19 protein-coding genes and 2 pseudogenes are annotated in these 25,430 nt (G+C 52.3%); 16 read left to right on the top strand and 5 right to left on the bottom strand.

Going from position 1 to position 25,430, the window contains the following annotated elements; translation table 11 throughout:
* Positions 1-10 precede the first annotated feature (10 nt).
* Positions 11-496: a sensor histidine kinase gene (locus tag OCY70_RS18910; protein ID WP_249725273.1), complete on the top strand. Its 486-nt coding sequence runs from the start codon at positions 11-13 to the stop codon at positions 494-496.
* Positions 497-1,544: 1,048 nt separating this feature from the next.
* Here the strand turns inward: OCY70_RS18910 and OCY70_RS18905 are convergent.
* Positions 1,545-2,756, bottom strand: a complete 1,212-nt coding sequence (locus OCY70_RS18905; RefSeq protein ID WP_261945096.1) for an MFS transporter — start codon at positions 2,754-2,756, stop codon at positions 1,545-1,547.
* Positions 2,757-2,927: 171 nt separating this feature from the next.
* Here OCY70_RS18905 and OCY70_RS18900 point away from each other — a divergent pair, with 171 nt between their 5' ends.
* From OCY70_RS18900 to OCY70_RS18890, 3 genes are all read left to right on the top strand, one after another.
* Positions 2,928-3,674 carry a MerR family transcriptional regulator gene (locus tag OCY70_RS18900; protein ID WP_213429034.1) on the top strand — a complete coding sequence of 249 codons (747 nt, stop codon included), beginning with the start codon at positions 2,928-2,930 and terminating at the stop codon, positions 3,672-3,674.
* Between the two features lie 42 nt (positions 3,675-3,716).
* Positions 3,717-4,082, top strand: a complete 366-nt coding sequence (locus tag OCY70_RS36220; protein WP_390905283.1) for a hypothetical protein — start codon at positions 3,717-3,719, stop codon at positions 4,080-4,082.
* Between the two features lie 109 nt (positions 4,083-4,191).
* Positions 4,192-4,623: an SgcJ/EcaC family oxidoreductase gene (locus OCY70_RS18890; protein ID WP_213429036.1), complete on the top strand. Its 432-nt coding sequence runs from the start codon at positions 4,192-4,194 to the stop codon at positions 4,621-4,623.
* A 78-nt stretch (positions 4,624-4,701) separates the two neighbouring features.
* On the opposite strand, the gene OCY70_RS18885 is transcribed toward OCY70_RS18890, so the two are convergent.
* Positions 4,702-5,433, bottom strand: a complete 732-nt coding sequence (locus tag OCY70_RS18885; protein WP_213429039.1) for an MBL fold metallo-hydrolase — start codon at positions 5,431-5,433, stop codon at positions 4,702-4,704.
* Positions 5,434-5,754: 321 nt separating this feature from the next.
* Here OCY70_RS18885 and OCY70_RS18880 point away from each other — a divergent pair, with 321 nt between their 5' ends.
* Positions 5,755-6,669: a spore germination protein gene (locus tag OCY70_RS18880; RefSeq protein WP_249725276.1), complete on the top strand. Its 915-nt coding sequence runs from the start codon at positions 5,755-5,757 to the stop codon at positions 6,667-6,669.
* Positions 6,670-6,807: 138 nt separating this feature from the next.
* Here OCY70_RS18880 and OCY70_RS18875 read toward each other — a convergent pair whose 3' ends face one another.
* On the bottom strand, positions 6,808-7,998 hold the full coding sequence (locus OCY70_RS18875) for an IS4 family transposase (RefSeq protein WP_261945094.1): 1,191 nt from the start codon (positions 7,996-7,998) through the stop codon (positions 6,808-6,810).
* Between the two features lie 166 nt (positions 7,999-8,164).
* On the opposite strand from OCY70_RS18875, the gene OCY70_RS18870 reads away from it, so the two are divergent.
* From OCY70_RS18870 to OCY70_RS18850, 5 genes are all read left to right on the top strand, one after another.
* A complete protein-coding gene (locus OCY70_RS18870) occupies positions 8,165-8,770 on the top strand; it encodes a spore germination protein (protein ID WP_390905282.1) in 606 nt (201 codons plus the stop codon).
* Positions 8,771-8,775: 5 nt separating this feature from the next.
* On the top strand, positions 8,776-9,993 hold the full coding sequence (locus OCY70_RS18865; RefSeq protein WP_213430403.1) for a Ger(x)C family spore germination protein: 1,218 nt from the start codon (positions 8,776-8,778) through the stop codon (positions 9,991-9,993).
* A complete protein-coding gene (locus OCY70_RS18860; RefSeq protein ID WP_213430404.1) occupies positions 9,974-11,077 on the top strand; it encodes a GerAB/ArcD/ProY family transporter in 1,104 nt (367 codons plus the stop codon). The genes OCY70_RS18865 and OCY70_RS18860 overlap by 20 nt, the downstream gene beginning before the upstream one ends.
* A complete protein-coding gene (locus OCY70_RS18855; protein ID WP_213430405.1) occupies positions 11,074-11,277 on the top strand; it encodes a hypothetical protein in 204 nt (67 codons plus the stop codon). Before OCY70_RS18860 ends, OCY70_RS18855 begins: the two co-directional genes overlap by 4 nt.
* A gap of 101 nt (positions 11,278-11,378) precedes the next feature.
* Complete coding sequence (locus OCY70_RS18850) at positions 11,379-12,161, top strand: alpha/beta fold hydrolase (protein ID WP_213430406.1); 783 nt, start codon at positions 11,379-11,381, stop codon at positions 12,159-12,161.
* Positions 12,162-12,358: 197 nt separating this feature from the next.
* On the opposite strand, the gene OCY70_RS18845 is transcribed toward OCY70_RS18850, so the two are convergent.
* The gene (locus tag OCY70_RS18845) at positions 12,359-12,943 is read right to left on the bottom strand and encodes a putative ABC transporter permease (protein WP_213430407.1); all 585 of its coding nucleotides are present in this window, start codon (positions 12,941-12,943) and stop codon (positions 12,359-12,361) included.
* Positions 12,944-13,122: 179 nt separating this feature from the next.
* Here OCY70_RS18845 and OCY70_RS18840 point away from each other — a divergent pair, with 179 nt between their 5' ends.
* From OCY70_RS18840 to OCY70_RS18815, 6 genes and pseudogenes are all read left to right on the top strand, one after another.
* Positions 13,123-13,302 carry a hypothetical protein gene (locus OCY70_RS18840; RefSeq protein ID WP_261945093.1) on the top strand — a complete coding sequence of 60 codons (180 nt, stop codon included), beginning with the start codon at positions 13,123-13,125 and terminating at the stop codon, positions 13,300-13,302.
* A 272-nt stretch (positions 13,303-13,574) separates the two neighbouring features.
* Complete coding sequence (locus OCY70_RS18835; protein ID WP_213430409.1) at positions 13,575-14,111, top strand: helix-turn-helix transcriptional regulator; 537 nt, start codon at positions 13,575-13,577, stop codon at positions 14,109-14,111.
* Between the two features lie 494 nt (positions 14,112-14,605).
* A pseudogene (locus OCY70_RS18830) lies at positions 14,606-15,170 on the top strand (carbohydrate ABC transporter permease); the annotation flags it as partial.
* A 45-nt stretch (positions 15,171-15,215) separates the two neighbouring features.
* Positions 15,216-16,279: pseudogene (locus tag OCY70_RS18825) on the top strand (Gfo/Idh/MocA family oxidoreductase).
* Between the two features lie 363 nt (positions 16,280-16,642).
* A complete protein-coding gene (locus OCY70_RS18820; protein ID WP_213430410.1) occupies positions 16,643-16,885 on the top strand; it encodes a hypothetical protein in 243 nt (80 codons plus the stop codon).
* Positions 16,886-17,419: 534 nt separating this feature from the next.
* Entirely contained in the window at positions 17,420-24,481 is a 7,062-nt protein-coding gene (locus tag OCY70_RS18815; protein ID WP_315973922.1) for a non-ribosomal peptide synthetase, read from the top strand.
* A gap of 110 nt (positions 24,482-24,591) precedes the next feature.
* Here the strand turns inward: OCY70_RS18815 and OCY70_RS18810 are convergent.
* Positions 24,592-25,355, bottom strand: a protein-coding gene (locus OCY70_RS18810) for an IS5 family transposase (protein ID WP_261944570.1) whose coding sequence is annotated in 2 segments (ribosomal slippage) — positions 24,592-25,034 and positions 25,034-25,355 — 765 coding nt in all. Because the reading frame shifts where the segments join, the coding sequence is not laid out codon by codon here.
* Positions 25,356-25,430: the final 75 nt, after the last annotated feature.

Genomic DNA, 25,430 nt, shown 5'->3' with positions numbered 1-25,430 from the left:
TGCCTTCAATATGACAGAGAAGGTTCGCCAGGTGCTGGCGCGAATGGATCCGCAGTTGAGCAAGCATGAAGTGGTATTCGACCAAGCGGATGCCGATTATGATCTGTGGGTTCATGCCGATCCCGATCGGATCGAGCAGGTCGTGGTCAATCTTCTGCAAAATGCAATTGAGTATTCCCGGCCGGGAAGCCGGATTACGGTGAAGATCTCCAGGGCGGACGCCAACCATGCGGTTGTCGGAATCTCTGACCAGGGCATCGGCATGGAGCCGGAAGATATCGCACGCATCTGGGAGCGATTTTACAAGACGGACAAGGCCAGGACGAGGAAGAACGGCGCGGGCATCGGCCTGTCCATCGTCAAGGCGATCCTCGATCAGCATCGCGCGCCGATCGAGGTGTACAGCATTCCGCAGCAAGGAACGACCTTCCTGTTCAGGCTTCCGCTCGCAGTGCTTGCCCCAGAGCAGGCGAAGGGGCGGCAGCGCTCCGAATGAACAAGGGGCTGTCCCATAAGCAGTAAGAAACTGCCGTGAGACAGCCCCGGCCTGTGAACAAACCGTCCCGCGTTTTGCCGGACAAGCCCATTGTTCAATATTCTCTGATTCGATGTGACGGTGGTTCGTTTTGTTTGTTCCGCTTGTCTGATGCTGTTTGCTTCCCCCAGGCTTTTTACCGCTCGACTTGCCAAAAAAGCTGCGGAAATGCAGTTTTCCCTTATAACGCGTACTCCGTTACAGGCATTCCTGCATAACCGCAGGAATTTCAGCCATGTCAATAGGTTGAAACCAATAATCGGAGAGATTAATGCGCTTTTGCAGGAATTTCATAAAATAGCGGCTCAAATACCGTTAAATCCTGCGTGTTTACGCAGGATTTTTACCGTTTCATCTATTTTCCGCCACATTGCTTATCTGTTAAAATTGATGAGGAGATTCTTCTCAAATGCTGTATATCTTCCTCAGACAGGATGTCGAACATTTGAATCAGTTCCTATTGATCCTTGATCACCTTTTTAGGCATATTAATAACTTCCTCGTAACTTTCAACAAATATATTTATAAACATCTTTTGAATTCTAAGGATCTTTTACAAAACTTGAACTTAACCGTTAAATTAAATTATTCTCTATACTAGCGATTAAAGTAATACTCCTTCATAAGTATCAAGTCAATTAATTAATGAAACCGTGATTTGGCAGATTTACTACTTCTTAAAGATAAAGTCTGCAAAGTGCGTATTGAGAAAGCATTTAGAAACAGCTACTCAAACGTTGATTGTTGTCCCCCAAACAACTAAATGCATCATCTACAGTAAATAGCTCTTGATATACTTCTAGACCAGAATAATCAAGTTGTTTTTGATGCATTTTTATACTCCTATTTATCGGTTCCGCTCTAAAAATAATCGGAGTTTTTTAATGTTAAATCCTCATGGATGTAACACTTCCTCAATTGGAAAGATGCTTTTGTTTTTCGTTACTTTACGTTACTGACGGTTATAGCTTTTATCATGTTTAAGGAACCGGCGGGATCCGCCTGAGCTCTAGTTAGAGCTGAATGCCGGAAGCGTAACGAGGAATGCTACGACAAAACAGAGTCCCGCCAGCTCATAGATGACGGGCAAGGAAAATAACGGCTTGAGAATTCCCGCCAAGCTCATGGAGAGCAGCATCGCTCCCGTCATGAGCGGGGTACGAATGCCGATCACTCTGCCGATGTACGCCTGATCGGCATGCTGCATCACGAGCGTATGATTGCCGATGAATATCGCCGGCTGAAAAAGAGCGACGAGACATTGCGCGGCCATCGTCAGCCACAGCTCGGCAGAGAGGCCGCATATTACGATTCCGGCTCCATTGACCAACAGCCCGATTATCAGGAAGTGCTTGGGCGGTACGCGGGCCGCGAGGCGGAAGGCGATGAGGCCGCCGATAATTTCTCCGGCTCCGTAAGGAATCGTAATCCACTGCAAATGCTGGGCAGTCAGCCCCAGCCGCTCGGTGACGAGAAAAATCGTCAACGGCGAGATCAGTCCGACCCCGAGGCCGACGAGCATAAAGGAGAGGCTTAGCCACCTCAGGAGGCAGACCGAGACGACGTAGCGGATGCCATCGGCAATCTCGCGCAGCACGGAGCCAGAGCCGGCGGCCTTGTCCTCAGGGAGCGGATCGGCAGGAATGCGCAGCACCGCCAGAGCGGATAGCACGAAGGCCGTGCAGGTCGCGAAGAGAGCCGGTTCAATGCCGGCCTGCTGATACACCCAAGTACCCATGATCGGACCGATGATCATGAAGACGGAAGAGAGAAGCTGCAACAAAGACATGCACTGGGGAGCTTCGGCATCGTTGACGTGAAGTTTGAACAGCTTCATGCCGGATGGCTGGGCAAATTGCGATAGAATAGAAGAACAAGCCGTGGCGGTAAATACCGCTTCCCACGAACCGGAAGCGAGCATGACCAATACGATAACAACCGAGCCGGCGCTTAACCACTCGCACCAGACGCTCGTCCGCTTGGGACGCCACCGATCGGCAAAAACGCCGCCCAGAAAAGAAAACACGAAAATAGGCGCGTATGCCGCTACGGAAATCATCGAGACGGCAATCGCATCTCCGCCGGTAACCTCCATGACATAGAACAGCACGGCGAAATTACGAATCCAGATTCCGCATTGGGAGAACAATTGGGACAGAAACAGGGCGCGGACAAACGGTTGGCGAAGCAGCGCAAATGAATGCGGGACGGAATCGGACATACAGGAAAACCTCCTTGGTTGAATTTCGGACTCATCTTACGTCCTCCTGCAAGGGAAGAGTCAACCAGGACATTGCGGATGCCTGCTTCCCCCGTTGCGGCTTCCCGGGAAGGACTTGACTCTCCTCTTAGGGGATCCTGTAGCCTGAACTCAGAAAGGAGCGAGGACATCATGCTATACACGGTGAAGGAAGTATCGTCATTGACAAATGTCACCATCAAGGCGCTTCATCATTATCACAAGATCGGCCTTCTTGAGCCGCGGAAGATTAGCGAGGCGGGATACCGTCTGTACGGGACGGAGGAGCTCGAACGGCTGCAGCATATTCTTTTCTATAAAGAATTGGATTTCCCGCTTGAAGCAATTAAAGAGCTGCTCGAGACGGAATCCGATCGATGGACGATGCTGAGCCGGCAGGAGGAGCTCTTGCTTGCCCGCAAGCGCCGGCTGGACAAGATCATTCAGACGCTGCAAGCTTCTAAGCACAGCTTGGCCGGCGGTGAACCGCTAAGTCCTTCTGAGATGTTCACGGGATTTGCCAGCGAGGAAGAATGGGAGGAAGCGCTGAGAGAGCAGCGGGAGCATGTGCAGGCGACCTATGGCTTCGACATTTTGGAGAGCGGGCCCATCGATGTGCCGCAGATGAATGAACAAGCGCGGGAAGCGGCGGCATTTATGGAAGACATGGCAGCAGCGCTGCGCGGCGGCGCGAAGCATGATGACGAGCAAGTGCAGCGCGTTATCCGGGCTCATCTCGACCATTTGAGCAGGCATGGGCATGCGGTGTCCGCGGCTGAGTTTGCCGCGCAGACCCGTTTTTTCCTTCAGGACGAGTTCCATCTCCGCATGCTCGAAGGGCAGCAGACCGGGCTGGCTTATTACCTTGCCGCCGCCGCAGCCTCCTGCGCCGCGGAATAACGATGGCAGCGCGAACGGCGGGTAGCTTGCCTTCCCGCCCTTTTGCTCTTCCGCCGTCGTAAGGAGTTAGAATTCTTTCTAAGGAAGACAAGGGAATGGGAGGGGGAGAGCTACCCGTTTGCTTATTTGAACAGCGCCATGCGCGGTTATATTGATTTGTCCATTTTCATTGATACGCCGCCCGACATTGCCTTGGCGCGACGCATCTTAAGGGATTTCTCCGATGGGTCCATCGACGAAGTGCGCGAGGATGTCAGGGGCTCCCTCCAGGAGGGGAGAATGGCCTACGCCGAAATGCTGTCCGCGGTGAAGCCGAGCTCCGACCTTATCATTGACGGTTCGCTGCCGGTGGATGGTATCGTGAAGCGAATCTTGGACGAGGCAGATTCAAGGTCGGGTGACGAATGACAAGGAACGATAGAGCCGATAATGAGACCGATGACAGGCCAGGATGAGACAGTAGTGCGCAGCGAAGCACAGCTTATGCAAGCTGCCGAACGAAAGAGGAGGAATCGCCATGGATGCGCAGGCAACCATAGAAGCAGAGAATTTGTATCATCAACTGATAGAAGCATGGAACAGCCGCTATGCTGCCGGGATGGCGGAGCTGTTCGCCGCGGACGGCAAGTTAATCGGCTTCGACGGCAGTCTGGCGAGCGGCCCGGAGGACATACTTGGGCATCTTCAGCCTATCTTCGAACATCATCCGACGGCTCCTTTTACGACTAAGGTGAAACATATCCGCTTGCTTGATTCGAATACCGCGTTATTGCGGGCGATTGCCGGCATGGTGACGCCCGGACAATCGGGGCTGAACCCGGACGTGAATACCCATCACACGCTGGTTGCGGTTCGCGCCGGAGGACAATGGCGGATTGAATTATTCCAGAATACGCCGGCTCAGTTCCATGGCCGGCCGGAGCTTGTCCGGCAAATGACGGATGAATGAACGGAAGTGCTGAACCTTACCTAACGGAGCAGACCGGCTGCAGAGTCACGCGGGCCCTGGCGTGAACTCTTGGCTTCGCTACCGCTTGTGCTTCAGCAGCTCGGCAATTCGCCGTCTGCCATCCCCCTCGTACCCTCCGCCATGAAAGCAAATAACCTGTTGAATGTCATAATCGAGCAGGGCGGCCAGAGATTGCCGCGCCAATTCGTAGTCGAGGCAGTATTGCGGATCAGGTCCGTACAGTTGACCTTTTTCTACGATTAAGGCGTCTCCCGCGATGAGGGTGCGGCTCGGTTCATGATACAGGCTGATATGTCCGGGCGTGTGTCCCGGCGTGCCGATGACAATGATTCCGCCACAGAGCGGCAAGCGCTGCTTGTCCGTTAGGGTCGAATGCACCGGACCCTTGGGCGGATTCTCCAGCGTATGCTTGAGTCCGAGCCTCCATTGCTCCGGCACGTTGGCGGGCAGAGAGCTCACCGCTTCCGCTATCGCTGCGGGAGTCAGCTTCAGCAGCTGCCGTTCTCCTTCGATGAACGGCTTTTCGATCGGGCTGGCCATCACTTCGAGCCGGGCGGCGAATCGTTCTGCCATGGCCGGCAGGTTCCCGATATGATCGAGATCCTGATGCGTAATCATGACCTTGCTCAACCGATCGAAGGAGAGGCCGGCGCGAGACACCTCGGAAGCCAACAGAGGAAGCTGACCGGGGTAGGCAGTATCCACCAGTAGCAGATCGTCCTCATCCCATAGCACGGTCGGATGAATCGTCACGGTGCGGCCCATCATGTCCGCGGACACCGTGAGCATGCGAATTCCATTCTTGCTGTGCGTCAATGATATCCCCTCCAATTCTATGTTCACCCACATCGTATTAGATGAATATCAAATTTTGTAAATGAGTAAATATAATATTATACCACAAAAAATATAATTTTGTCAATAGTAATTTTGTGGGCCAGTACTGCCTAGTATAAGCCACAAAAAAGGGGCGACGGAGAGGAAGAGACAACTCGGGCAGTTGGACCGCAAGGGCATATCCCTGCGGTTTTTTTGTGTACTAAAAAAAGATAAAATGCTCAAACTAACACCCAAAAAGTAGATTTCGATATCATACCCGGAGGGCAGTCCATGAGCAATCACACCCGCATGAGCGACGATAATCTGATATTTGACTCCTCCCGTACGGGCGAGTTCGCCGATCGGCTGACAAGCGTCCTCGGACATCCGCCCGATCTGGTCGATCATTCGTTCGTGATTCAGCAGCCGGAGTTGGAAGGACGATGCTTATTTCTCGAGACGCTGGTGGATAAGAACAAAATTGAGGACAATGTGCTTCGAATGTTTGCCGAGCAGCCGCTGCCGCCACTTTCGGACGAAGACGCCAATGTAGAGGATATGGTGAAACGGCGGATTCCCATCGCCACGATAACCGGTGCCGCAGATCTGGCAACCTGCACGCAGCGGCTGCTGGAGGGCCAATGTCTGCTTTTCATTCCTGGGGCCACGCATGTGCTTGTGCTTGACGTGGCCAAGTTCCAGCATCGCGCCGTAACGGAACCGAAGACAGAGACAACGGTTCGCGGGCCGCAGGAGGCGTTGAATGAGGATGCCGCCACCAGCATCGGATTGATTCGAAAACGAATCCGCACCTCCGACTTGTGCCTGGAGCAGATGATCATCGGCACCGCGACGGAGACGAAGGTGATCATGCTGTACATGAAATCGCTCGCCCCCGAAGGAATCGTCAACGAATTCCGCTCCAGGATAGGCAAGATTCATACCGACAGCATCCTGGAAGGCACGTATGTGGAGGAGTGGATCCAGGACAAGTGCATAACGATTTTCCCGACCATCGTAAGGACGGAACGGCCGGATGTGGTGGTATCGCATCTGCTTGAAGGGAGAGTCACCGTCATGGTGGACGGAAGTCCGCTGGTTCTCATCGGACCGTTCACGTTTATGCAGAGCTTTACATCGCCCGAAGACTATTACCAACGGGCGGATATTGCCACGTTTTTCACTAGCGTTGCATCGAGCGGTTAGTTCATAATCTAATTTCAATTAACATCAATATATGATATATATTTACATTTGCGATGTCCGCGCTAAGTCTAAAAAAGTCGAGCTGGAAACAGACCCTACGCGTTATCCATTATATGTAAAAATCGTTTTCGTTTGTCATTACGTCACAATCAGTCTCGGTTTCATCGACTTTGTTGCCTTTTTCGGACGTCTCCCATTTCGCTTTGGTCGACCTCTAGATGTTCGAGTCGGCTTGCGGTTGAGTGCAGCGATCAAATTTTCCCATGGTTTTTCCGCATAGATGCGAATCAACTGGAGGAGGTCCCATGTCGACTTTTTACAGTCCAGTGTTAATTTAATCAGCAAACAGAGAGCATACGCGATTAAAGCAATATACATTTGGTTCCAAATCGCTTCGGCCGTATAACCGTGGGGTTTTACCAATCGAATATGCTGCTTGACCCATTTAAAAAACAACTCAATATGCCAGCGATTTCGATAAATCTCGGCAATTTGATGTGCGGATAAGTCAAATCGATTCGTTACAATTCGATAGGTACGCCCTTGGTCATCCTTAAACTCAATCAAACGCAGAACCGCTGGCAGCTCAGGCATCGTCACATCAGCATCAAGGATAAACCCATTCTGCCTTTTGGGGAGGTCTCTTTTTCTGATGATCGTTAACCGGCTCTTTTGCTTGACGCGGCAAACAAATTTAATCTTATCCTCTACCCATTTCTGAAAATGGTCGTACACCTGGTATCCTCGGTCCATCACGTAGGTCGCATCTTTATCCACTGTAAATTCCAACACGACTTCATGATCGGCTACATCTTTGGTTGAAGCGACGATCTTGTCTGGATACATCGTTTTGGAGTCCGCAACGACCAAGGAGGTGTGCATCTTCACGCCATGGCTACTTTTGGAACAATAGGACCATTTCGCGAGAATGGGAGGTAGTGTAATTCCCGATGAATCGATTAGCTTGAGTTTCCCAATACCAGGCGTAATGCCGCGTTTCCCTTTTGTAAGTTGCTTGATTCGATCAATGAGCGAGAAAAAGAGCGTCTGAAGATACTCCATAGGCAGCCGTTTCAGCTTCCGCGATAGTTGGGAAGCGCTTATGCTCTTGAGTCCAAGCAGTTCTTGAAATTCAGGATTAGCGGCTACATGCTCTGACATGACTTTGTATGAGTCTCGTTGCTGAAGCTGTGCCTCTACAAATAAGAGTGTCGAAGCGCCGACAAACAACTTTTGGGTCCGGTAATCCAATGACTCGTGTCGAGTAGAATGAACATGTAACCATTTTAGGCATTGACAAATGACGTTTTGATTCGGTACGTTATCCATAGAAATCTCCTTTGTTGAGGCGTTTTTATGGATAACGCTTTGGGTAACTCAACAATAGGAGATTTCTTTATTTTTGTCCACGAATATAGTTCAATAAGTTACAAATATAGAGACTTATGGGGTAGAAATTTTCGTAAAAAGATTGATGCAACGCTAGTGCACGTTTTTGCTCTGGATCCGGTTTCTCGCGTTTTTGCTGGCCGTATTTGTTCCGGCTCTCTATATCGCTGTAACCTCCTATCATCAGGGGCTGCTTCCCCCTTCGCTTCTCATCAGCATTTCCGCGCAGCGGGAAGGCGTGCCGTTTCCGTCATTTGTGGAGGCGTTTATGATGATGACCATTTTTGAAGTGCTGCGGGAGGCGGGATTGCGGATGCCGAGGGTAGCCGGCCAAGCGATCTCGATCGTTGGAGCGCTCGTGCTCGGCGAAGCGGCCGTAACTGCAGGCCTTGTGTCCGCAGCGATGGTGATTGTGGTCGCGATCACGGCGATTGCCCATTTTGTCGCGCCATTTTACAACTTCGGCATTACGCAGAGGTTCCTGCAATACTTTTATATGATCTTGGCTGCCGTCTCCGGGGGATTCGGGATATTATGCGGCGTGCTGTTCACCCTGATCCATCTCGCTTCCCTTCGGTCGTTCGGTGTGCCTTATCTGGCTCCGGTGGCGCCGACGTTCGTCTCCGACTGGAAGGATGTGCTCTTGCGCGTCCCGCGGCCATGGATGACGACCTTCCCCCGCATGAATAAGACGAAACGGAAAAAAAGGTGAGGCGCATGAGGCTCAATACCATTTTGCAGGCAGGCAAGCAAATTATCATCGGCATCTGCTGCCTCTGTCTGGCCGGCTGCTGGGATATGATCGAGGTCGACGAGTTGGCAATCGTCAATCTGGTCGGGATGGACAAGGATCCGGATAACGGAAAGTATACGATTTATTATCAGGTTATCAACCCTGAAGGGGTCGCGACGCAAAAAGCGGGCGGCATGAAATCTCCCGTATACACCTACCGCATCGAGGCATTTAACCCGGGAGATATTACCGACAACCTGTACGACATCATCCCGAGGCGGCCGTTCTATGACCATTATCAAGGAATGATTGTTACGGAGCGGTTAGCGGAAGCGGGAATGAACGAGTTGATCAATTTTTTTGAAAAGCAGCCGGATCGCCGGTCTACCATCTATTTGTTCGTCACCGATGCGCCGCTGTCGGATATCATGAACACGTATATTCCAATCGAACGGCTGCCGGGCCGGGCCGGGCGCTCCATTCTTGAACTCAAGTCCAGATACTCGGGCCAGTCAAGCAAGCAGGCGAGAGTCAAGGATTTCGCAGAAAATATGGAAACCTTCAAGCTTACGGTCCTGCCAGTCATTCGCTTGTCCGCCTTGCCGTCCGCACCGACGGCGGAGAGATTCGACAGCATCGATGCCAACGAGGGGAATTTTCAATTAAGGGGCGGCGCCGTATTTAAGCAGGATCGGATGATCGGGAAGCTGAAGGATACGGAGATGACATGGTACTACTTGCTGAGCGGTCAGGTGGGCATTCTGTATCAATCGCTGCTCGTCAATGAACGGCGCGTCGACGTCCAGGCCCCTGAACCGAAGGTGCGCAGGCAGCTGTCGCTCGTATCCGGCCGACCCGTCCTCCATATGGAGATCAACGCGGAGATGCAGATTTTGAACAATACCCAGAATGAGCCGTTAACGCTGCAAAATATGGACGAAATCAAGCTGAAGTTCAAGCAGGCGGTGGAGAAACAGGCCTCTGATTTTTTTGATGAGACCAAGAAAAAAGGCTGGGACCTGCTCGGGATTGAAGCGCAAATCCGGAGCAGTAAAGGAAAAGAGTGGGCTGCGGCCAAGCGGGATAAGGAACTGTGGAAGAATGCGAAGCTGGAGCTGTCTGTCAAGAGCACCATCAATACGATTGGAAATACGATCAATCCTTACAAGAAGAGGGATAACGATGGAGAACGTACGCATTAGCGGGTGGCAGTTCTTTTTACTGGTGTTCAATTTTACGATCGGCACCGCTTTTTTTCTGAGCCCCGGCAGGCTCATCGTTGCGGCTCGGCAGGATGCGTGGCTCATCCCGTTGTGGACGGGAGGCGCCGCTATCCTGATCGCTTGGCTGTGGCTGATGCTGGCGAGAGGCAATCCCGGCTTAAGCATCGTGCAAATCTGCACCAAGGTCGCCGGGAATAAGATCGGAGGGCTCTTTGCCGTCCTCTATATTTTCTTCTTTATCGAGACGGCTAGCTGGGTCACGCGCAATTTGGGCGATTTCATGAAGACGGCGCTCATGCCCAGGTCCCCGATATCGATGTTCCATCTGATGTTTTTGGCTGTCGTGTGCTACGCCTCGATCAAAGGGATACAGAGCATCGCGCGCGTGAACGAGCTGTGCACTCCTCTTCTTGTGCTTCTCTTTATCGCGATCTGCTTGTTCTCGCTGGCGGAATGGAAATGGGAACGATTCGAGCCGATGTTCACCATGAACATTTGGCAGACGATGAAGGAGACAAGAGCGTTTATGGGTTTTCCTTATCTGGAGGTCGTCTGTCTCATGATGATTGTTCCTTATGTCAATACCAGGATGAGGTCGGGTCTTCTGCTTGGCCTTGTCCTGGCTACCGTCTTGTTAAGCGGGATTATTTTTGTAACGATCGGCGTGCTCGGCGTTACGCGGGCATCTCATTTTTTATATCCGCTGTATGTCATTGTGCAGGAGGTGCGCATCGCGGAATTCATTGAACGGATAGAGACGACCATCGTCATCGTATGGCTGATATGGATTTTTATTAAGCTGTGCATTGTCTATTATTGCGCCGTAGCGGGAATCTGCCAGTTATTCCGGCTGCAAGACAGAACCTGGATTGCCCTGCCGCTCTTATTGCTGATCTCAGGGCTCGCGTTTACATCCGGAGAAAATGTCGTCGAAAATATCGAATGGGGAAAGCGGTATACGTTCGAATTTGCCAGTCTATTCGGAATCATACTCCCGCTGCTGCTTCTCGTCCTGACCTGGATTCGGAAGCGGCGGGAGGGGGAGGAGGAGACGCCGGGATGATCGGATTTTTGGTCATCTTCCTGGCGGCCGGGGGCGGCGCACTAGTTATTCAACTGCGCACGCGTACGCCGCGCCGTGAGATTGGGCTGTTCGTCGTCTTGTCTGTCCTCGGATGCATCGTATGGATCAGCATATTTATGGGCCGCAAGATCAATCCAACGGATTGGATAGCCTGGGTGCTGGACCGGTTGGGGTGGTGATCTCGCCGCAGCCGGGCCGGTTGCGAAGACCGGTCCGATTGGGTACAATTTCTACATCAGCAATCTACATGCGGGAACTTCAACAGAAATGCGGTGAGCACATGAATTCGATTCGCATCCACGGCAACGCCCCTTATTCGGTGGCCTTGGTGCATGGCGGGCCCGGGGCAGCGGGAGAGATGGCTCCCGTAGCCGCTGCGTTATCCCGGGATGCCGGAATATTGGAGCTGCATCAGACGAAGTATAGCATTGAGGAACTGGTTGCGGAAATAAAGGATCAGCTATTGGCATCAGGCCATCCGCCCGTAACCGTCATCGGGTATTCCTGGGGCGCGTGGCTCGGCTTCATCTTCGCCGCCCGCCATCCCGAGCTGGTGCGCAAGCTCATTCTCGTAGGCAGCGGACCGTTCGAAGAAGCCTATGCCCAGGAGATCATGAGCACAAGAATGAAGCGCTTGTCCACCGAGGAACGGGCCGAATGGAACGGCATGATGTCGAGGCTTGGCGCAGGGGAAGCCCTGCCGGATCTGAAGCGGCTGGATGAGCTCATGACCAAGACCGATACATACGAGCCGCTGGAAGATGCGGCGAAAGCGGATCCGCTTGCCGTCAATGCGGAGCAGCATGAGCGCATCTGGGCCGAAGCGAGCGCGCTGCGGAGCTCCGGGCAGCTGCTGGAATACGGAAAGCGCATCGCCTGCCCGGTCGTCGCCATCCATGGCGAGCATGACCCGCACCCGTATCAGGGGGTAGTCGCACCGTTGACGGATGTGCTCAACGGCGTAACCTGCATCCTGCTGCCGCGATGCGGGCATACTCCGTGGAAGGAACGGTACGCTTCGCACTCCTTCTATGACATTCTCGGCGACGAAATAAACGTTTGATGCGGAGGAGCATTCACGACAATCAAATTTTGTCTTCCAATTTCCGAAGTATATGGAAGGCATTCAACGGCTTCAGGACGAGATGGCCATATTGGAGAGGCTGAACCGCAAGCTTCCGCTTCCAATTCCGTCACCGGCCTATCGGTCTGCAGACACGCGCATGGAAGCGAGCCGGCGGCCAGGCGCGGCTGGCCCGGCTACGGGGCCGGGCTCGGCTGCTGCTCCTCCGCGGACTCGCCCTGCGGCGAATGGCGCCGGATAGCGAACATCAACTCCATGGCGAAATACAATATTGCAGCAGGGAACAGCCATTGCCAAAAAGGCTCCGCCGCCCGATAGACGGAGACCAGAACGGGATGGATCCACCGCAGGCACAGGTAGGAGAGGAAGACCCAGCATAGGGAATAGGACAGGCAAATATGGCCGTGAAGCTGCAGCGGCAGGTTCGAGTAGTCCCACCATTGGCGCCGGAAAAAGGTCTGAAGCAGCCAGCCGCTCACATATTCCACTGCGGTGGGCACGAGGAAGCAGAGCAAGAGGACGACAGCCCAGTGCGTATCCGGCCCGGATAAATAGACAAGGAGCAGCGGCGCAAAACCGTACATCGGCTTGAACGGCCCCCATAGAAACCCATCCTTAAAAAAGACGCGCGTCGTAGCCAGACTATACATATTTTCCAACAACCAGCCCAACAACGAGTAGACAGAAAAAAAGAAGACAAACGCCGCCGCCTCATGCAGGAATGACGAATGCGGCACCAGCTCCCCTGCCGGATAAAACATATCCCGAAACCACCTCTCATGATCGTTTTCTCTATGCCTAGATTTCGCTCCATATGTTGGAATTATTCATTATCCGCCATATTCCTCGATTATTTATAAGGAAGCGGCGACAAGGCCGGAGACAGGCGGATGGGAAATATTGTATACTAGGGACACTAAACAAGGAAGGGAAGATGTTCATGGGCTACAAAAATGCGCTAGACCGATACATTGAGGCGACCAACAGTCATTCTTTCTCGAACGTCAGGACATGGGTCGACAGCGACGCGGTCTACTGGTTTTCGGACAAGACTTCGTTCTGCTGCATCGGTTCTATCTATGAGACGGGTGATGCGGAAGCGGAGGAAGCCGGGAAGTAAGGGCAAGGGTTCTATAGCCATCGAAGGAAGCCGCATTGTACAATAGGGCGCAGTGTGGCTTCTTTGCATGTCCCGACTGGAGGGGACACCGAGCTCCGGCTTGCGGAATTGGTATATAATGCGATTAACGTTAGCTGCCCGGGAGGTTCGATACGTGAAAAGGTTAACTATTACCGTGACCACTGTTCGTCTGGCTGATTCAACCGCGGAGGGAGGATGCGGCATTCCGGAACACCGACGGCAGCGTCGTATGGGATCAGGTTGGCGATTATTTGAGAGGGACGCTGGAGAATATCCAGAATGAGTTCCTCTCCCTGCTGGATCTGGAAGTATCCTTCTTCTTCCACCGACAGCCATTGGGATGGGACACGTGGAAGCGGGAGCTCGATTATTTGCAGCAGAAGGTGCAGCGCTGTATATCGGGAAAGGTACATCTGACGATTGCGGACGTCGGACGGCTGCGGCAGGAAGACGATACGGAACGCTGGGTACGGGAGGTGCATGAGTTCATCGCCAGCCATCTGAGCGATGATCTGTCCCTCGTCCGCATTGCCGAGAAGGTTCATATGAATCCGAGTTATCTGTCCCGGTACTACAAGCAGGTGACCGGCCGCAATTTGTCTGAATATTTTTCCGATGCCCGGCTGGAGGCCGCGAAGAGATGGATGGTGGAGGATCGTTTGAAATTCCATGAGATCGCTTTCCGTCTTGGCTTCAATTCCCCGTCTTATTTTACGACCTTCTTCAAAAAGCTGACCGGACAGACCCCCCAGGGAATACCGGGAAGCTCATCTTCGGGAATGAGGTAAACAAATCGAAATCAATGTCAACAAAGTGAAATTGAAAGCGCATACAGACGAAGCTACGCTTAATGATGCAGACATTGCGCATCGATTTTCGAAGAGGGGGATTCGCATGAGAATAACTTCGCGCAACACCATCGTTATCTGGACGCTGCTGCTCTCGCTGGCCTTCGTCTCCACACTGGCCGGCTGCGGAACCCAGCAGGGGGCCTCTCCGCCAGCAGGCGAGACGCCGGCCGCGGCGGAAGAGAATGAGATCTCGGCCGATCCGCTCTGGAAGTACCCGGAGCCCGTCAAGGTTACGCAGGTTATCGGCTATGGCGCGCCAGAGGAGCCGAAGACGCCGAAGGGGACGACACCGGCGACGAATGCGTACCTGAAGAAGCTGAAGGAGATGCTGAACATCGAGGTGGAGTTCCTCTGGCAGGTGCCGAGCGATCAGGCGCAACAGAAGTTCTCGCTCGCCCATCGCGTCAGGCGACCTGCCGGAAACGAGCGATTTCAAGTCCCGGACCGCTTATGTCTGGTTTTTCGTCATCACGATGTTTTTCGGCGGCGGGTTGATTCCGACGTACATGGTCGTCAAAGAACGCCGGCTTGCTGAACACGATCTGGGCGCTGATTATCCCCGGGGCGCTGAGCGTCTGGAATATGGTCATGCTGCTGAACTTTTTCCGCAATATTCCGAAGGATCTGGATGAAGCGGCGATTATGGACGGCGCCGGGCACGGGTCGCTCCTGTTCCGGATTTACTTGCCGGTCTCTCTGCCCGCCATCGCCACGATTCTGCTGTTCACGATTATCGGCCACTGGAATTCCTGGTTCGACGGCATTATTTACATGAATTCGCCGGACAATTATCCGCTGCAGACATATCTATCCACGCTGATCACCTCTTCGAACAAGGAGAGCATATCCGTCGATGAGCTGGCGACGATGCAGAGCTATGGCGAGAAGACGCTGCGTACTGCGCAGATCTTCCTCGGGGCGCTGCCGATTATGGCGGTCTATCCATTTTTGCAGAAGTATTTTGTCAAAGGCATCACGGTAGGCAGCGTCAAAGGGGAATGCTGCCGCGGTGAGTTGCGGAACATAGAGGAGAGAGCAGAGATGAAAAAAGTGAAGCTGGCCTTGATTGGGGCGGGTCTTCGAGGAGTCAATTATACGAATTATGCCCTCCAGCATCCCGACGAGGTCGAAGTCGTCGCGGTGGCCGAGCCGCTGGAATGCATCCGGATGGGCGAGCGGGCGAGACAATCCGGGCTCGTTTTCTCGATTTGTCACGTGCTTCGCTATACCCGCTTTTTCGGCACCATCAAGCAGATGCTGGAGGAAGGCCGCATCGGCCGGCTGATGTCGATTCAGCATAACGAGAATGTCGGTTATTGGCATCAGGCGCACAGCTTCGTGCGCGGCAATTGGCGGAATGCGGACGAGACGAGTCCGATGATTTTGGCGAAATCATGTCACGATATGGATATTTTGCTGTGGCTGGCCGGAGATTCCTGCACGAATGTCGCTTCCTTCGGCAGCTTGAGCCATTTCACGCCCGAGAATGCGCCGGCCGGCGCCCCGAAGCGATGTCTTGACGGCTGTCCGGCCGCGGAGGATTGCCTGTATTATGCGCCGAAGACGTACTTGACGGACGAGGACAACTGGATGAAGCTCGCCATCAGCGGCGATCAGAGCTATGAGGGGCGGCTGAAGGCGATCCAGGAAGGGCCGTACGGGCGCTGTGTCTATCACTGCGACAACAATGTCGTTGACCATCAGGTGGTGAGCATGGAATTCCGCAATGAAGTAACGGCCGTATTCACGATGTCCGCCTTCACGAAGGAATGCTCGCGGATGATCAAGCTGATGGGGACGGAAGGCGAGATTCGCGGCGCGATGGAAAAGAACGAAATCGAGCTGATCCGCTTTGACCGGAACGAGCCGGAGCAGATCTCCCTGGAAGCGCCCGGCGGCCATGCCGGGCATGGGGGAGGAGACGAAGGTTTGTCCGGGACTTCATTCGCCTCGTGGCGAACGGCGGCACGGCCCAAGGACTGACGTCCGCGGAGATTTCCGTGCAGAGCCACATGATGGCCTTTGCGGCGGAAGAGGCGAGAGTCACCGGCAAGGTCGTTCATATGCCAGAGTACCTGGAGCGATTCGTCTCCGCCACAACTTAAAATTGAGCTGCTATGTCCGTTTGTACTACCAGCCCGAATCGCCGAGTGCGAACGGGCTTTTTTTTTGATGAGATGGGGTATTCGGGGCAAACGAGGAAAAGCTACTATGTTCGAAGCTTCTTATAAGCAATCTTCCCGTGGCTCAGAATCACGCAGAAAGTCGGGGAAATCCCTTGAGTCAGGGAGTATTGAACGAAGTGTGAATACCTGACCAGTTGGGAGAGTAGAGCAAAGTGCAGGGAGCAAAAGCGGAGGTGTCGAAAGAATCGAATTTAACTTTGATCACGGAATAAGACTTGGACTTTCTGTGTCGAATGGAATGTGATGAGGATTTATGGCATTTTTGAGTAATAGGTCCCAAGTATGGAAGAAGAGAGGGTCCTGGATAAAATCGCCGCAACCGAAGACGAGGAAGGAGCAAGCTATGATTTCGTCTGCAACGGAAAAATATTGGCGCTTCCGAATTTCGAGGACCCGTTCATGTCCGCCCAGATCTTGTGGCTGCGCAAGGACTGGCTCGACAAGCTGAGTTTCGGCGTTCCGCAGACCATGGACGAGCTGCCTGCTGTCCGGGAATCACCATACCGTCTCCACGATGTGTTCTAGTCGCAATTGCCTACAAATCTGCTTCTTATGAGTCGTAATAACTTGACTAATGAGGAAAAAGGAGGTAAAAATATAAACAAGGCCAACGTTGGTAAAAAACAGAGACATTCCTATTAAAAACGTCATTTGAGATAATGCGGAAGTGAGGGGAGCAGCTTTAGTAGAGAAAAGCAAAGGTTAAAGGAAAGTTAATTTTTTCAGATTAGGGAAAGGATTCGCTCTCCCCCAATTAACAATTGCAGTACATGACCTGTCCGGACTCTACGGCTTCGTATACTGCTCTCCAAGCTAGAGAGATAATAAAACACTGGAAGGCTGGGAAAGGCATGGCGTTAAGTTGCCAACTTCCTAGGGGGGCGACCTGACGGGTACAAGAAAGGCTCACAGCTCTTATTCCGCGTCATTGCCGATAGTTATGAAAGTCGTAGCTGGGGAAAATTGCTCGATTTTTTTTTGGAATCATGCTTGACTAAATACAGGGTAGATCGATAGTCCTAATAACCTGAAACAGAATATCCAAAGGAGTCATGAAAATTGAGTGAGAATGCGATCAAATTGTTCCCTTTAACTCATGCGCAGCAAAGAATATGGTATACGGAATTGCTATATCCGAATACAACGACATGTATGCTCTCCGTTACAATTACGATAAGAGGGAATATAAATCGGGAGCTTTTGCAGCAAGCCATCCAGTTAGTCATTCAACAAAACGAAGCTTTTCGAATAAAAATAACGCAGAAGAATAGCGAACCAATGCAATATGTCGATCCCTATGTACATAAAGCAATCGAGTTTTTGGATTTCTCCGAATACGATGAATCGCATGTAGAGGAATGGTTGAATCTTCATAACAGAAAGCCATTAAAGCTGCTTCATTCGGACTTATATCAGTTTGTTATATTAAAAATTAACGATGAGGAATACCGATATAGCTTCAAAGTGCATCACATCGCATCTGATGGCATATCCATGAATCTCGCTATTAACCAGATTACCAAAAATTATGTAAAGCTGACAGAAGGAACTTTATCCGCAGGGGATGAAAAAAAGCCTTACACCGATTACATTGACACGGAACAGGACTATGAGAAGTCAGAGCGTTACCAAAAGGATAAAGCGTATTGGTTGGAGAAGTTCCAGTCTCTCCCTGAGATAACAGGTATGAAGTCCTATAATCCTCTGGTGACAAGTACAGCCGCAAAAAGAAAAAGCCTCACAATAAGCAGCGTTCTTTATCATAAATTGTTGGATTTTTCTCGGCAAAATAAAATCAGTGTGTTTATTTTCTTTTTATCCGCTATGTATATTTACCTGCATAAAGTAAGCAACCAGAATGACATAACGATTGGGAGCGTTTATGCAAACCGAACAACGAAGAAAGAAAAAGAAACGATTGGCATGTTCGCCAGTACAGTAGCGGGGCGGATGTCCGTGGAACCGGAACTGGAGCTGCTTTCATTTCTTCAAAGGGTGGCCAAAGAACAGAAGACGATTCTGCGTCATCAAAAATATCCCTATAATCAATTAATTCAAGATTTGAGGGAGCAGCATGGCAACAAAGATATTCAACGGCTATTCGGTATTGCAGTGGAGTATCAAAACATACGTTTTCTCGATTTTGACAACTTTAGCGTACGAAGTAAAGTTGAGTTTGGCGGACATGAAGGGAATGATTGCGTACTTCATATTAAAGAAATGTCGAATGAGCAGCAGCTTGTGCTTGATGTGCATTATCGTACGCACATATTTGAAGAAAATGAAGTACAGCAAATGCTGCAGCAGATCATAGCGATTGCCGAACATATGATTCATCGTCCATTTGAAAAAATAGTTGAGGTATCTCTAGTTAGTGAGGAAGAGAAAAATACGATACTTAACGTATTTAATGACACTTGGGCAGATTATCCGCGAGACAAGACGATTCATCAATTGGTTGAGGAACAGGCGGAGCGTACCCCGGATCATGCGGCGGTCGTCTACGAGGGAAGCCAACTGACGTACCGCGAGTTGAATACAAAAGCGAATCAATTCGCGCGAACGTTACGAGCCGAAGGGGTGCGGCCGGATCAGCCCGTCGGCCTACTAGCCGAGCGTTCGCTGGAGATGATCGTGGGCATGCTGGCGATCCTGAAAGCGGGAGGCGCCTATGTGCCGATCGACCCGGAATATCCGGAGGAACGGATTGGTTATATGCTTGAGGATTCGGGAGCCAAGCTGTTATTGACACAGAGCCATTTGCAGAAGTGTGAATCCTTTGACGGCAAACGCTTGATGCTGGATGACGAGCGAATGTACAGTGAAGCCGGATCGAACTTGGAGCCGGGTGCGGGGCCGGATCATCTGGCGTACGTGATCTATACGTCGGGAACGACGGGGAAGCCGAAAGGGGTGATGGTCGAGCATCGCGGCCTGTGCAATCTGAAGCCCCTGTTTGAGGATACGCTGCACATCGGAGAACAGGACAACGTTGTCCAATTTGCCAGCTTATCCTTTGATGCGTCGTGCTGGGAGATTTTCAAGGCGTTATTTAACGGCGCGACGTTGTATATTCCCGCGAAAGAGACGATTTTGGATCCGCGGTTATTTGAAGACTATATGAGGCGTCACCGGATTACGGCCGCTCTTTTACCGCCGGCTTATGCGGCTTCCTTAACTCCGGGCAACCTGCCGGGGTTGAAAACGTTGATCACGGGCGGCTCTGCCAGTTCCGTGGATTTGGTTCAGCAGTGGCAGGACCGCGTGTTGTATGTGAACGCCTATGGTCCGACAGAGGACTCGATTGTGACCACGATATGGCCGGCAACGACTGGCGCTCCGGCCGGAAATGCTGTCGCCGCGGAAGGGAATGTTGTCGCTCCGGCCGGAAATGTTGTCGCTCCGGCCGGGAAGCTGGTGCCGATCGGCCGTCCGATCCCGAATCATCGGGTGTATATCGTGGGGGCGAACGATCAACTGCTGCCGGTCGGTATCGCCGGGGAACTCTGCATTTCAGGCGCGGGTGTGGCGCGCGGTTACTTGAATCGTCCGGAGCTGACGGCGGAGAAGTTTGTGGACAACCCGTTCGAACCGGGCGGGCGGATGTACCGGACGGGGGATCTGGCCAAGTGGCTGCCGGACGGCACTATCGCGTATCTGGGCCGAATCGACCATCAGGTGAAGATTCGGGGGTACCGGATCGAGCTTGGCGAGGTGGAGGCGCAGCTGTTGAAGACGGCTTCTGTGCGGGAAGCGGTCGCGATCGCCCGGGAGGATGGAGACGGACAGCCGTATTTATGCGCCTATATCGTCGCGGACAAAGAGCTGACGTCAGGCGACCTGAGAAGCGCGTTATCTCAAGCGTTGCCGGGCTACATGGTGCCTTCCTGCTTTGTGCAGCTGGAGCACATGCCGCTGACGCCAAACGGGAAAATCGACCGTAAAGCCCTGCCGGCACCCGACGGAAGCATGCAAACCGGAGCCGACTACGTGGCTCCGCGCACAGCGGTGGAAGCGGAGCTGGCGCAAACCTGGCAAGAGGTGCTTGGGATTCCGCGCATTGGCGTGAAGGATAACTTCTTTGACATCGGCGGACATTCGTTGCGGGCAACGACTTTGGTGGCTAAGCTTCACAAAGAGATGGGGATCGAGATGCCGCTGAGGGAGGTCTTCCAATACCCGACGATTGAGCAAATGGCGGAAGCCATCACGGGCAAGGAACACCATGCCGTGTATAGGTCGATCCCGATCGCGGAGGAAAGCGCCTGTTACCCCCTCTCCTCCGCGCAAAAACGATTGTACATTTTGAGCCAACTGGAAGGCGGAGAGCTCAGCTACAATATGCCGGGCGTCCTGGAGATGGAAGGAGCGTTGGATCGGGAGCGGCTGGAGGAAGCGTTCCGCCAACTGATTCGTCGTCACGAGACGCTGCGGACCGGCTTCGAACTGGTCGGCGGTGAAGCGGTGCAGCGGGTACACCGGGACGTGGAATTTGCGGTGGAGCATGTACGGGTGAAGGAAGCGGAAGCGAACGCTCACCTTCGGGAGTTCATGCGCCCGTTTGATCTTCGTCAGCCGCCGCTCTTGCGAGCAAGACTCCTCGAACTGCAGCCGGATCGCCATCTGTTGCTTTTCGACATGCACCATATCATCTCCGATGGAGCTTCCATGGGCGTGTTCCTTCGAGAGTTTGCGCAGTTGTACGAGGGAGCGGAGCTGCCGCCGCTTCGCATTCAGTACAAGGATTATGCGGCATGGCAGCAGGGAGAAATGCAGCGTGAACGGATAAGCAAGCAGGAAGCGTATTGGCTGGAGGTGTTCAGCGGAGACATCCCGGTCCTCGATCTGCCCGCGGATTATGCCCGGCCGCTGGTCAGAAGCTTTACAGGAAATACGTTTCACTTTATCATCGACGAGCAGAGAAGTGAGAAATTAAGGCAGCTCGCCCTGCAAACTGGAACGACGCTGTACATGGTGTTGCTTGCGGCCTATACCACCTTGCTGTCCAAGTACAGCGGACAGGAAGATATTATCGTGGGAACGCCGGTTGCGGGAAGAACGCATGCGGAGCTGGAGCCGATTCTGGGGATGTTCGTGAACACGCTGGCGATGCGCAATGCGCCGGCGGGGGAGAAGACGTTCCAGGAGTACCTGCAGGAAGTCAAAGAACATACGCTGAGAGCCTATGAGAACCAGGACTACCCATTTGAAGAGCTGGTCAGCAAGCTGGATGTGTCAAGAGATGTGAGCCGCAATCCGCTCTTTGATACGATGTTTGTTCTGCAGAATACGGAGCAAAGCGAAGTGAGCCTTGAAGGGCTGACCTGTAAGCTTTACCCGAACGAACATAATGTGGCCAAGTTCGACCTGACCTTCAGCTTGACCGAAGGAGCCGAAGGAATCGCAGGCAGCATCGAGTACGCCTGCTCGCTGTACAAGGAGGAAACGATCGAGCGGATGGCCGCGCACTTCCAGCAGGTGCTCGACATCATTCTAAGTGACCCGCAGAGGAAGCTGTCGTCGATCGAGATCATCAGCCCGGAGGAGAAAGCGCAGATCCTGGAGACCTTCAATGATACGGCTGCAGATTATCCCCGCGGCAAGACGATTCATCAGTTGGTTGAGGAACAGGCGGAGCGTACGCCGGATCGGACGGCGGTCGTCTACGAGGGAAGCCAACTGACGTACCGCGAATTGAACACCAAAGCGAATCGATTGGCGCGAACGTTACGAGCCGAAGGGGTGCGCCCGGATCAGCCCGTCGGCCTACTAGCCGAGCGTTCGCTGGAGATGATCGTGGGCATGCTGGCGATCCTGAAAGCGGGAGGGGCCTATGTCCCGATCGACCCGGAATATCCGGAGGAACGGATTGGTTATATGCTTGAGGATTCGGGAGCCAAGCTGTTATTGACACAGAGCCATTTGCAGAAGGGCCGCTCGTTTGACGGGAAACGGTTGATGCTGGATGACGAGCGAATGTACAGTGAAGCCGGATCGAACTTGGAGCCGGGTGCGGGGCCTGATCAGCTGGCCTACGTGATCTATACGTCAGGAACGACGGGGAAACCGAAAGGGGTGATGGTCGAGCATCGCGGCCTGTGCAATCTGAAGCCCCTGTTTGAAGACACGCTGCATATCGGAGAAGAGGATAACGTTGTCCAATTCGCCAGCTTATCCTTTGATGCGTCGTGCTGGGAGATTTTCAAGGCGCTCTTTACGGGAGCGACGTTGTATATTCCCGCGAAAGAGACGATTTTGGATCCGCGGTTATTTGAAGACTATATGAGCCGTCATCACATTACGGCCGCTATTTTACCGCCAGCCTATGCGGCATCCTTAACTCCGGCCAACCTGCTGGGCTTGAAAACGTTGATCACGGGCGGCTCTGCCAGCTCGGTAGATTTGGTTCAGCAGTGGCAGGACCGCGTGTTGTATGTGAACGCCTATGGGCCGACAGAAGACTCGATTGTGACCACGATATGGCCAGCAACGACTGTCGCTCCGGCCGGAAATGCTGTCGACACGGAAGGGAATGTTGTCGCTCCGGCTGGGAAGCTGGTGCCGATCGGCCGTCCGATCCCGAATCATCGGGTGTATATCGTGGGGGCGAACGATCAATTGCTGCCGGTCGGTATCGCCGGGGAACTCTTCATTTCAGGCGTAGGTGTGGCGCGCGGTTACTTGAATCGTCCGGAGCTGACGGCGGAGAAGTTCGTGGATAATCCGTTCGAACCGGGTGCGCGGATGTACCGGACGGGGGATCTGGCCAAGTGGCTGCCGGACGGCACTATCGCGTATCTGGGCCGAATCGACCATCAGGTGAAGATTCGGGGGTACCGGATCGAGCTTGGCGAGGTGGAGGCGCAGCTGTTGAAGACGCCTTCGGTTCAGGAAGCGGTCGCGATCGCCCGGGAGGATGGAGACGGAGAGCCGTATTTATGCGCCTATATCGTCGCGGACAAAGAGCTGACGTCAGGCGACCTGAGAAGCGCGTTATCTCAAGCGTTGCCGGGCTACATGGTGCCTTCTTGCTTTGTGCAGCTGAAGCACATGCCGCTGACGCCCAACGGAAAAATCGACCGTAAAGCCCTGCCGGCACCCGACGGAAGCATGCAAACCGGAGCCGACTACGTGGCTCCGCGCACACCGTTGGAAGCGCAGCTTGCGCAAATCTGGCAAGAGGTGCTTGAGCTTCCGCGCATCGGCGTGAAGGACAACTTCTTTGACATTGGGGGGCACTCTTTAAAAGTGCTGCAATTGACTCAGAAGATTCATGCAGAGATGGAAATGGATATTCCTCTTCGTGTTGTATTTGAGATGCCTACCATAGAAGAAATGGCTATTGAGCTTTTACAACGAAAGTTCAACAAGTTTGAACAGCAAAATGGAAGCAACATCATAAAACTAAATAAAAATGGATTAATGAATGTTTTCTGCTTTCCTCCTGCGCTGGGGTATGGCATTGCTTTTTCCGAAATGGCCAAACATCTTGAAGACTACTGTGTAGTCTACGCTATCGAATTTATAGAAGGCAACTATGCTCACACAGATATGCTGGATCAATATGTGGATTCTATTATAAGGATTCAAGAGAAAGGGCCTTATGTATTTTTGGGTTACTCTGCGGGAGGCAATCTGGCGTTTGAAGTTGCTAAAGCAATGGAAAAAAGAGGGTACGAAGTATCGGATATCATTATGGTAGACTCGATGAAACAAAAGAGTCGGAAAGAAGAATCGCCTGAGGAAATAGATCATCAGATCACGCAATTATTGGAGGTTGTTCCTGAGCATTTTAAACAAGTTCTAAATGCACCAGTTACAAGGGATAAAGTAAGAAATAAAATGCGTGCTTACCATATGTACTGGAATGAACTCGTAAATACAGGGGTCGTCCAAGCGAACATCTACGGCTTGGTTGCAGAAAGTTCACCAATCAGGGAAGCTGAAAATCACGATGTTCTATTATGGAAACAGGCAACCTCAAAATGTTATGTCGAGTATGAGCTGCACGGCCAACATATGGAGGTGCTTGTACCTGGTTTTGTCGAGGAGAACGCAAAGGTCATTCAACGCATCATAAATGAAATATTCGAAACAGCCCATTTGGCATATCGTTTTTAGCGGAAAATGAAACATCGCAAAATGGCGCCGAGCTGATTGTTCAGCTTTGGCGCCATTTTGTGTGGACGAAATCAAACAATGGCATGATTGCTAGGGCGTGTATGCAAACCTTAAGCCAACCAGATCATGGAAGAGGCCAGCTTTAAGAAGGCAACAAAAGTACAGGCCAATTTATCGTACCGAGTTGCCAGCCGACGATTATGTTTGAGTTTGTTGAACAGGCATTCGACCAGATGACGCTCTTTATACAACCACCAGTCGGTTGTACGTTGGATCGTGCGATTCTTCTTACTGGGAATGACGGAATGGGCCAGTTTCTCTTCCAAAAGCGCAATGATTTTATCGGTATCGTATCCGCGATCCGCCAAAACATGTTTACCTTGTATGTCTTGGGTTTGCAGGATCTCATAACCCGTTACACAATCATTGATGTTGCCTGCGGTTACTTCGAAGCGTAGCGGATTGCCAAGGCCGTCTACAACGGCATGAATCTTGCTGGTTAATCCTCCGCGTGATCGTCCGATGGCTTGGAATTGCTGCCCCCTTTTGCCCCCGCGCCGTGTTGGTGAACACGAACGATGGAAGCATCGAGCATAACACTTTCGTCATCGGGATTGGCAGCCAGAACGTCTAGCATTCGATCAAAGATGCCTGCTTTCTCCCAGCGGCGGAAACGACTGTAGACACTGCTCCAGGAGCCATAATGCTCTGGCAAGTCTCGCCAAGGCGCACCAGAACGAATCACCCAAAGCATGGCATTGAACATTTTTCGGTTATCGATTGCCGGACGTCCACCCTGTGGTTTCCGTTCCGGTGGCAAGAGGTCTTTGAGTCGTTCCCATTGGTCATCTCGTATCTCATATCGTCTTCTCATAGGATAAGTTTACCAGATATTTGGCTATTTCGATAGTTTGCGTACACGCCCTAGGGAAGCGTCAACATTATCTGG

This window comes from Paenibacillus melissococcoides, from assembly GCA_944800085.1.
Lineage (GTDB): Bacteria > Bacillota > Bacilli > Paenibacillales > Paenibacillaceae > Paenibacillus_B > Paenibacillus_B melissococcoides.
Note: the sequence above shows the minus strand (reverse complement) of the source record. Positions and strands in the feature narration are given on the sequence as shown.

What these genes read in the sequence shown, in the direction of transcription:
- OCY70_RS18840 (WP_261945093.1), top strand. Translation starts at nt 13,123, where the DNA reads ATGGGCTACAAAAATGCGCTAGACCGATACATTGAGGCGACCAACAGT.
- OCY70_RS18865 (WP_213430403.1), top strand. Translation starts at nt 8,776, where the DNA reads ATGAGGCTCAATACCATTTTGCAGGCAGGCAAGCAAATTATCATCGGC.
- OCY70_RS18905 (WP_261945096.1), bottom strand. Translation starts at nt 2,756, where the DNA reads ATGTCCGATTCCGTCCCGCATTCATTTGCGCTGCTTCGCCAACCGTTT.
- OCY70_RS18860 (WP_213430404.1), top strand. Translation starts at nt 9,974, where the DNA reads ATGGAGAACGTACGCATTAGCGGGTGGCAGTTCTTTTTACTGGTGTTC.
- OCY70_RS18885 (WP_213429039.1), bottom strand. Translation starts at nt 5,433, where the DNA reads ATGCTCACGGTGTCCGCGGACATGATGGGCCGCACCGTGACGATTCAT.
- OCY70_RS18890 (WP_213429036.1), top strand. Translation starts at nt 4,192, where the DNA reads ATGGATGCGCAGGCAACCATAGAAGCAGAGAATTTGTATCATCAACTG.
- OCY70_RS18900 (WP_213429034.1), top strand. Translation starts at nt 2,928, where the DNA reads ATGCTATACACGGTGAAGGAAGTATCGTCATTGACAAATGTCACCATC.
- OCY70_RS18910 (WP_249725273.1), top strand. Translation starts at nt 11, where the DNA reads ATGACAGAGAAGGTTCGCCAGGTGCTGGCGCGAATGGATCCGCAGTTG.
- OCY70_RS18850 (WP_213430406.1), top strand. Translation starts at nt 11,379, where the DNA reads ATGAATTCGATTCGCATCCACGGCAACGCCCCTTATTCGGTGGCCTTG.
- OCY70_RS18880 (WP_249725276.1), top strand. Translation starts at nt 5,755, where the DNA reads ATGAGCAATCACACCCGCATGAGCGACGATAATCTGATATTTGACTCC.
- OCY70_RS18875 (WP_261945094.1), bottom strand. Translation starts at nt 7,998, where the DNA reads ATGGATAACGTACCGAATCAAAACGTCATTTGTCAATGCCTAAAATGG.
- OCY70_RS18845 (WP_213430407.1), bottom strand. Translation starts at nt 12,943, where the DNA reads ATGTTTTATCCGGCAGGGGAGCTGGTGCCGCATTCGTCATTCCTGCAT.
- OCY70_RS18855 (WP_213430405.1), top strand. Translation starts at nt 11,074, where the DNA reads ATGATCGGATTTTTGGTCATCTTCCTGGCGGCCGGGGGCGGCGCACTA.
- OCY70_RS18820 (WP_213430410.1), top strand. Translation starts at nt 16,643, where the DNA reads ATGGAAGAAGAGAGGGTCCTGGATAAAATCGCCGCAACCGAAGACGAG.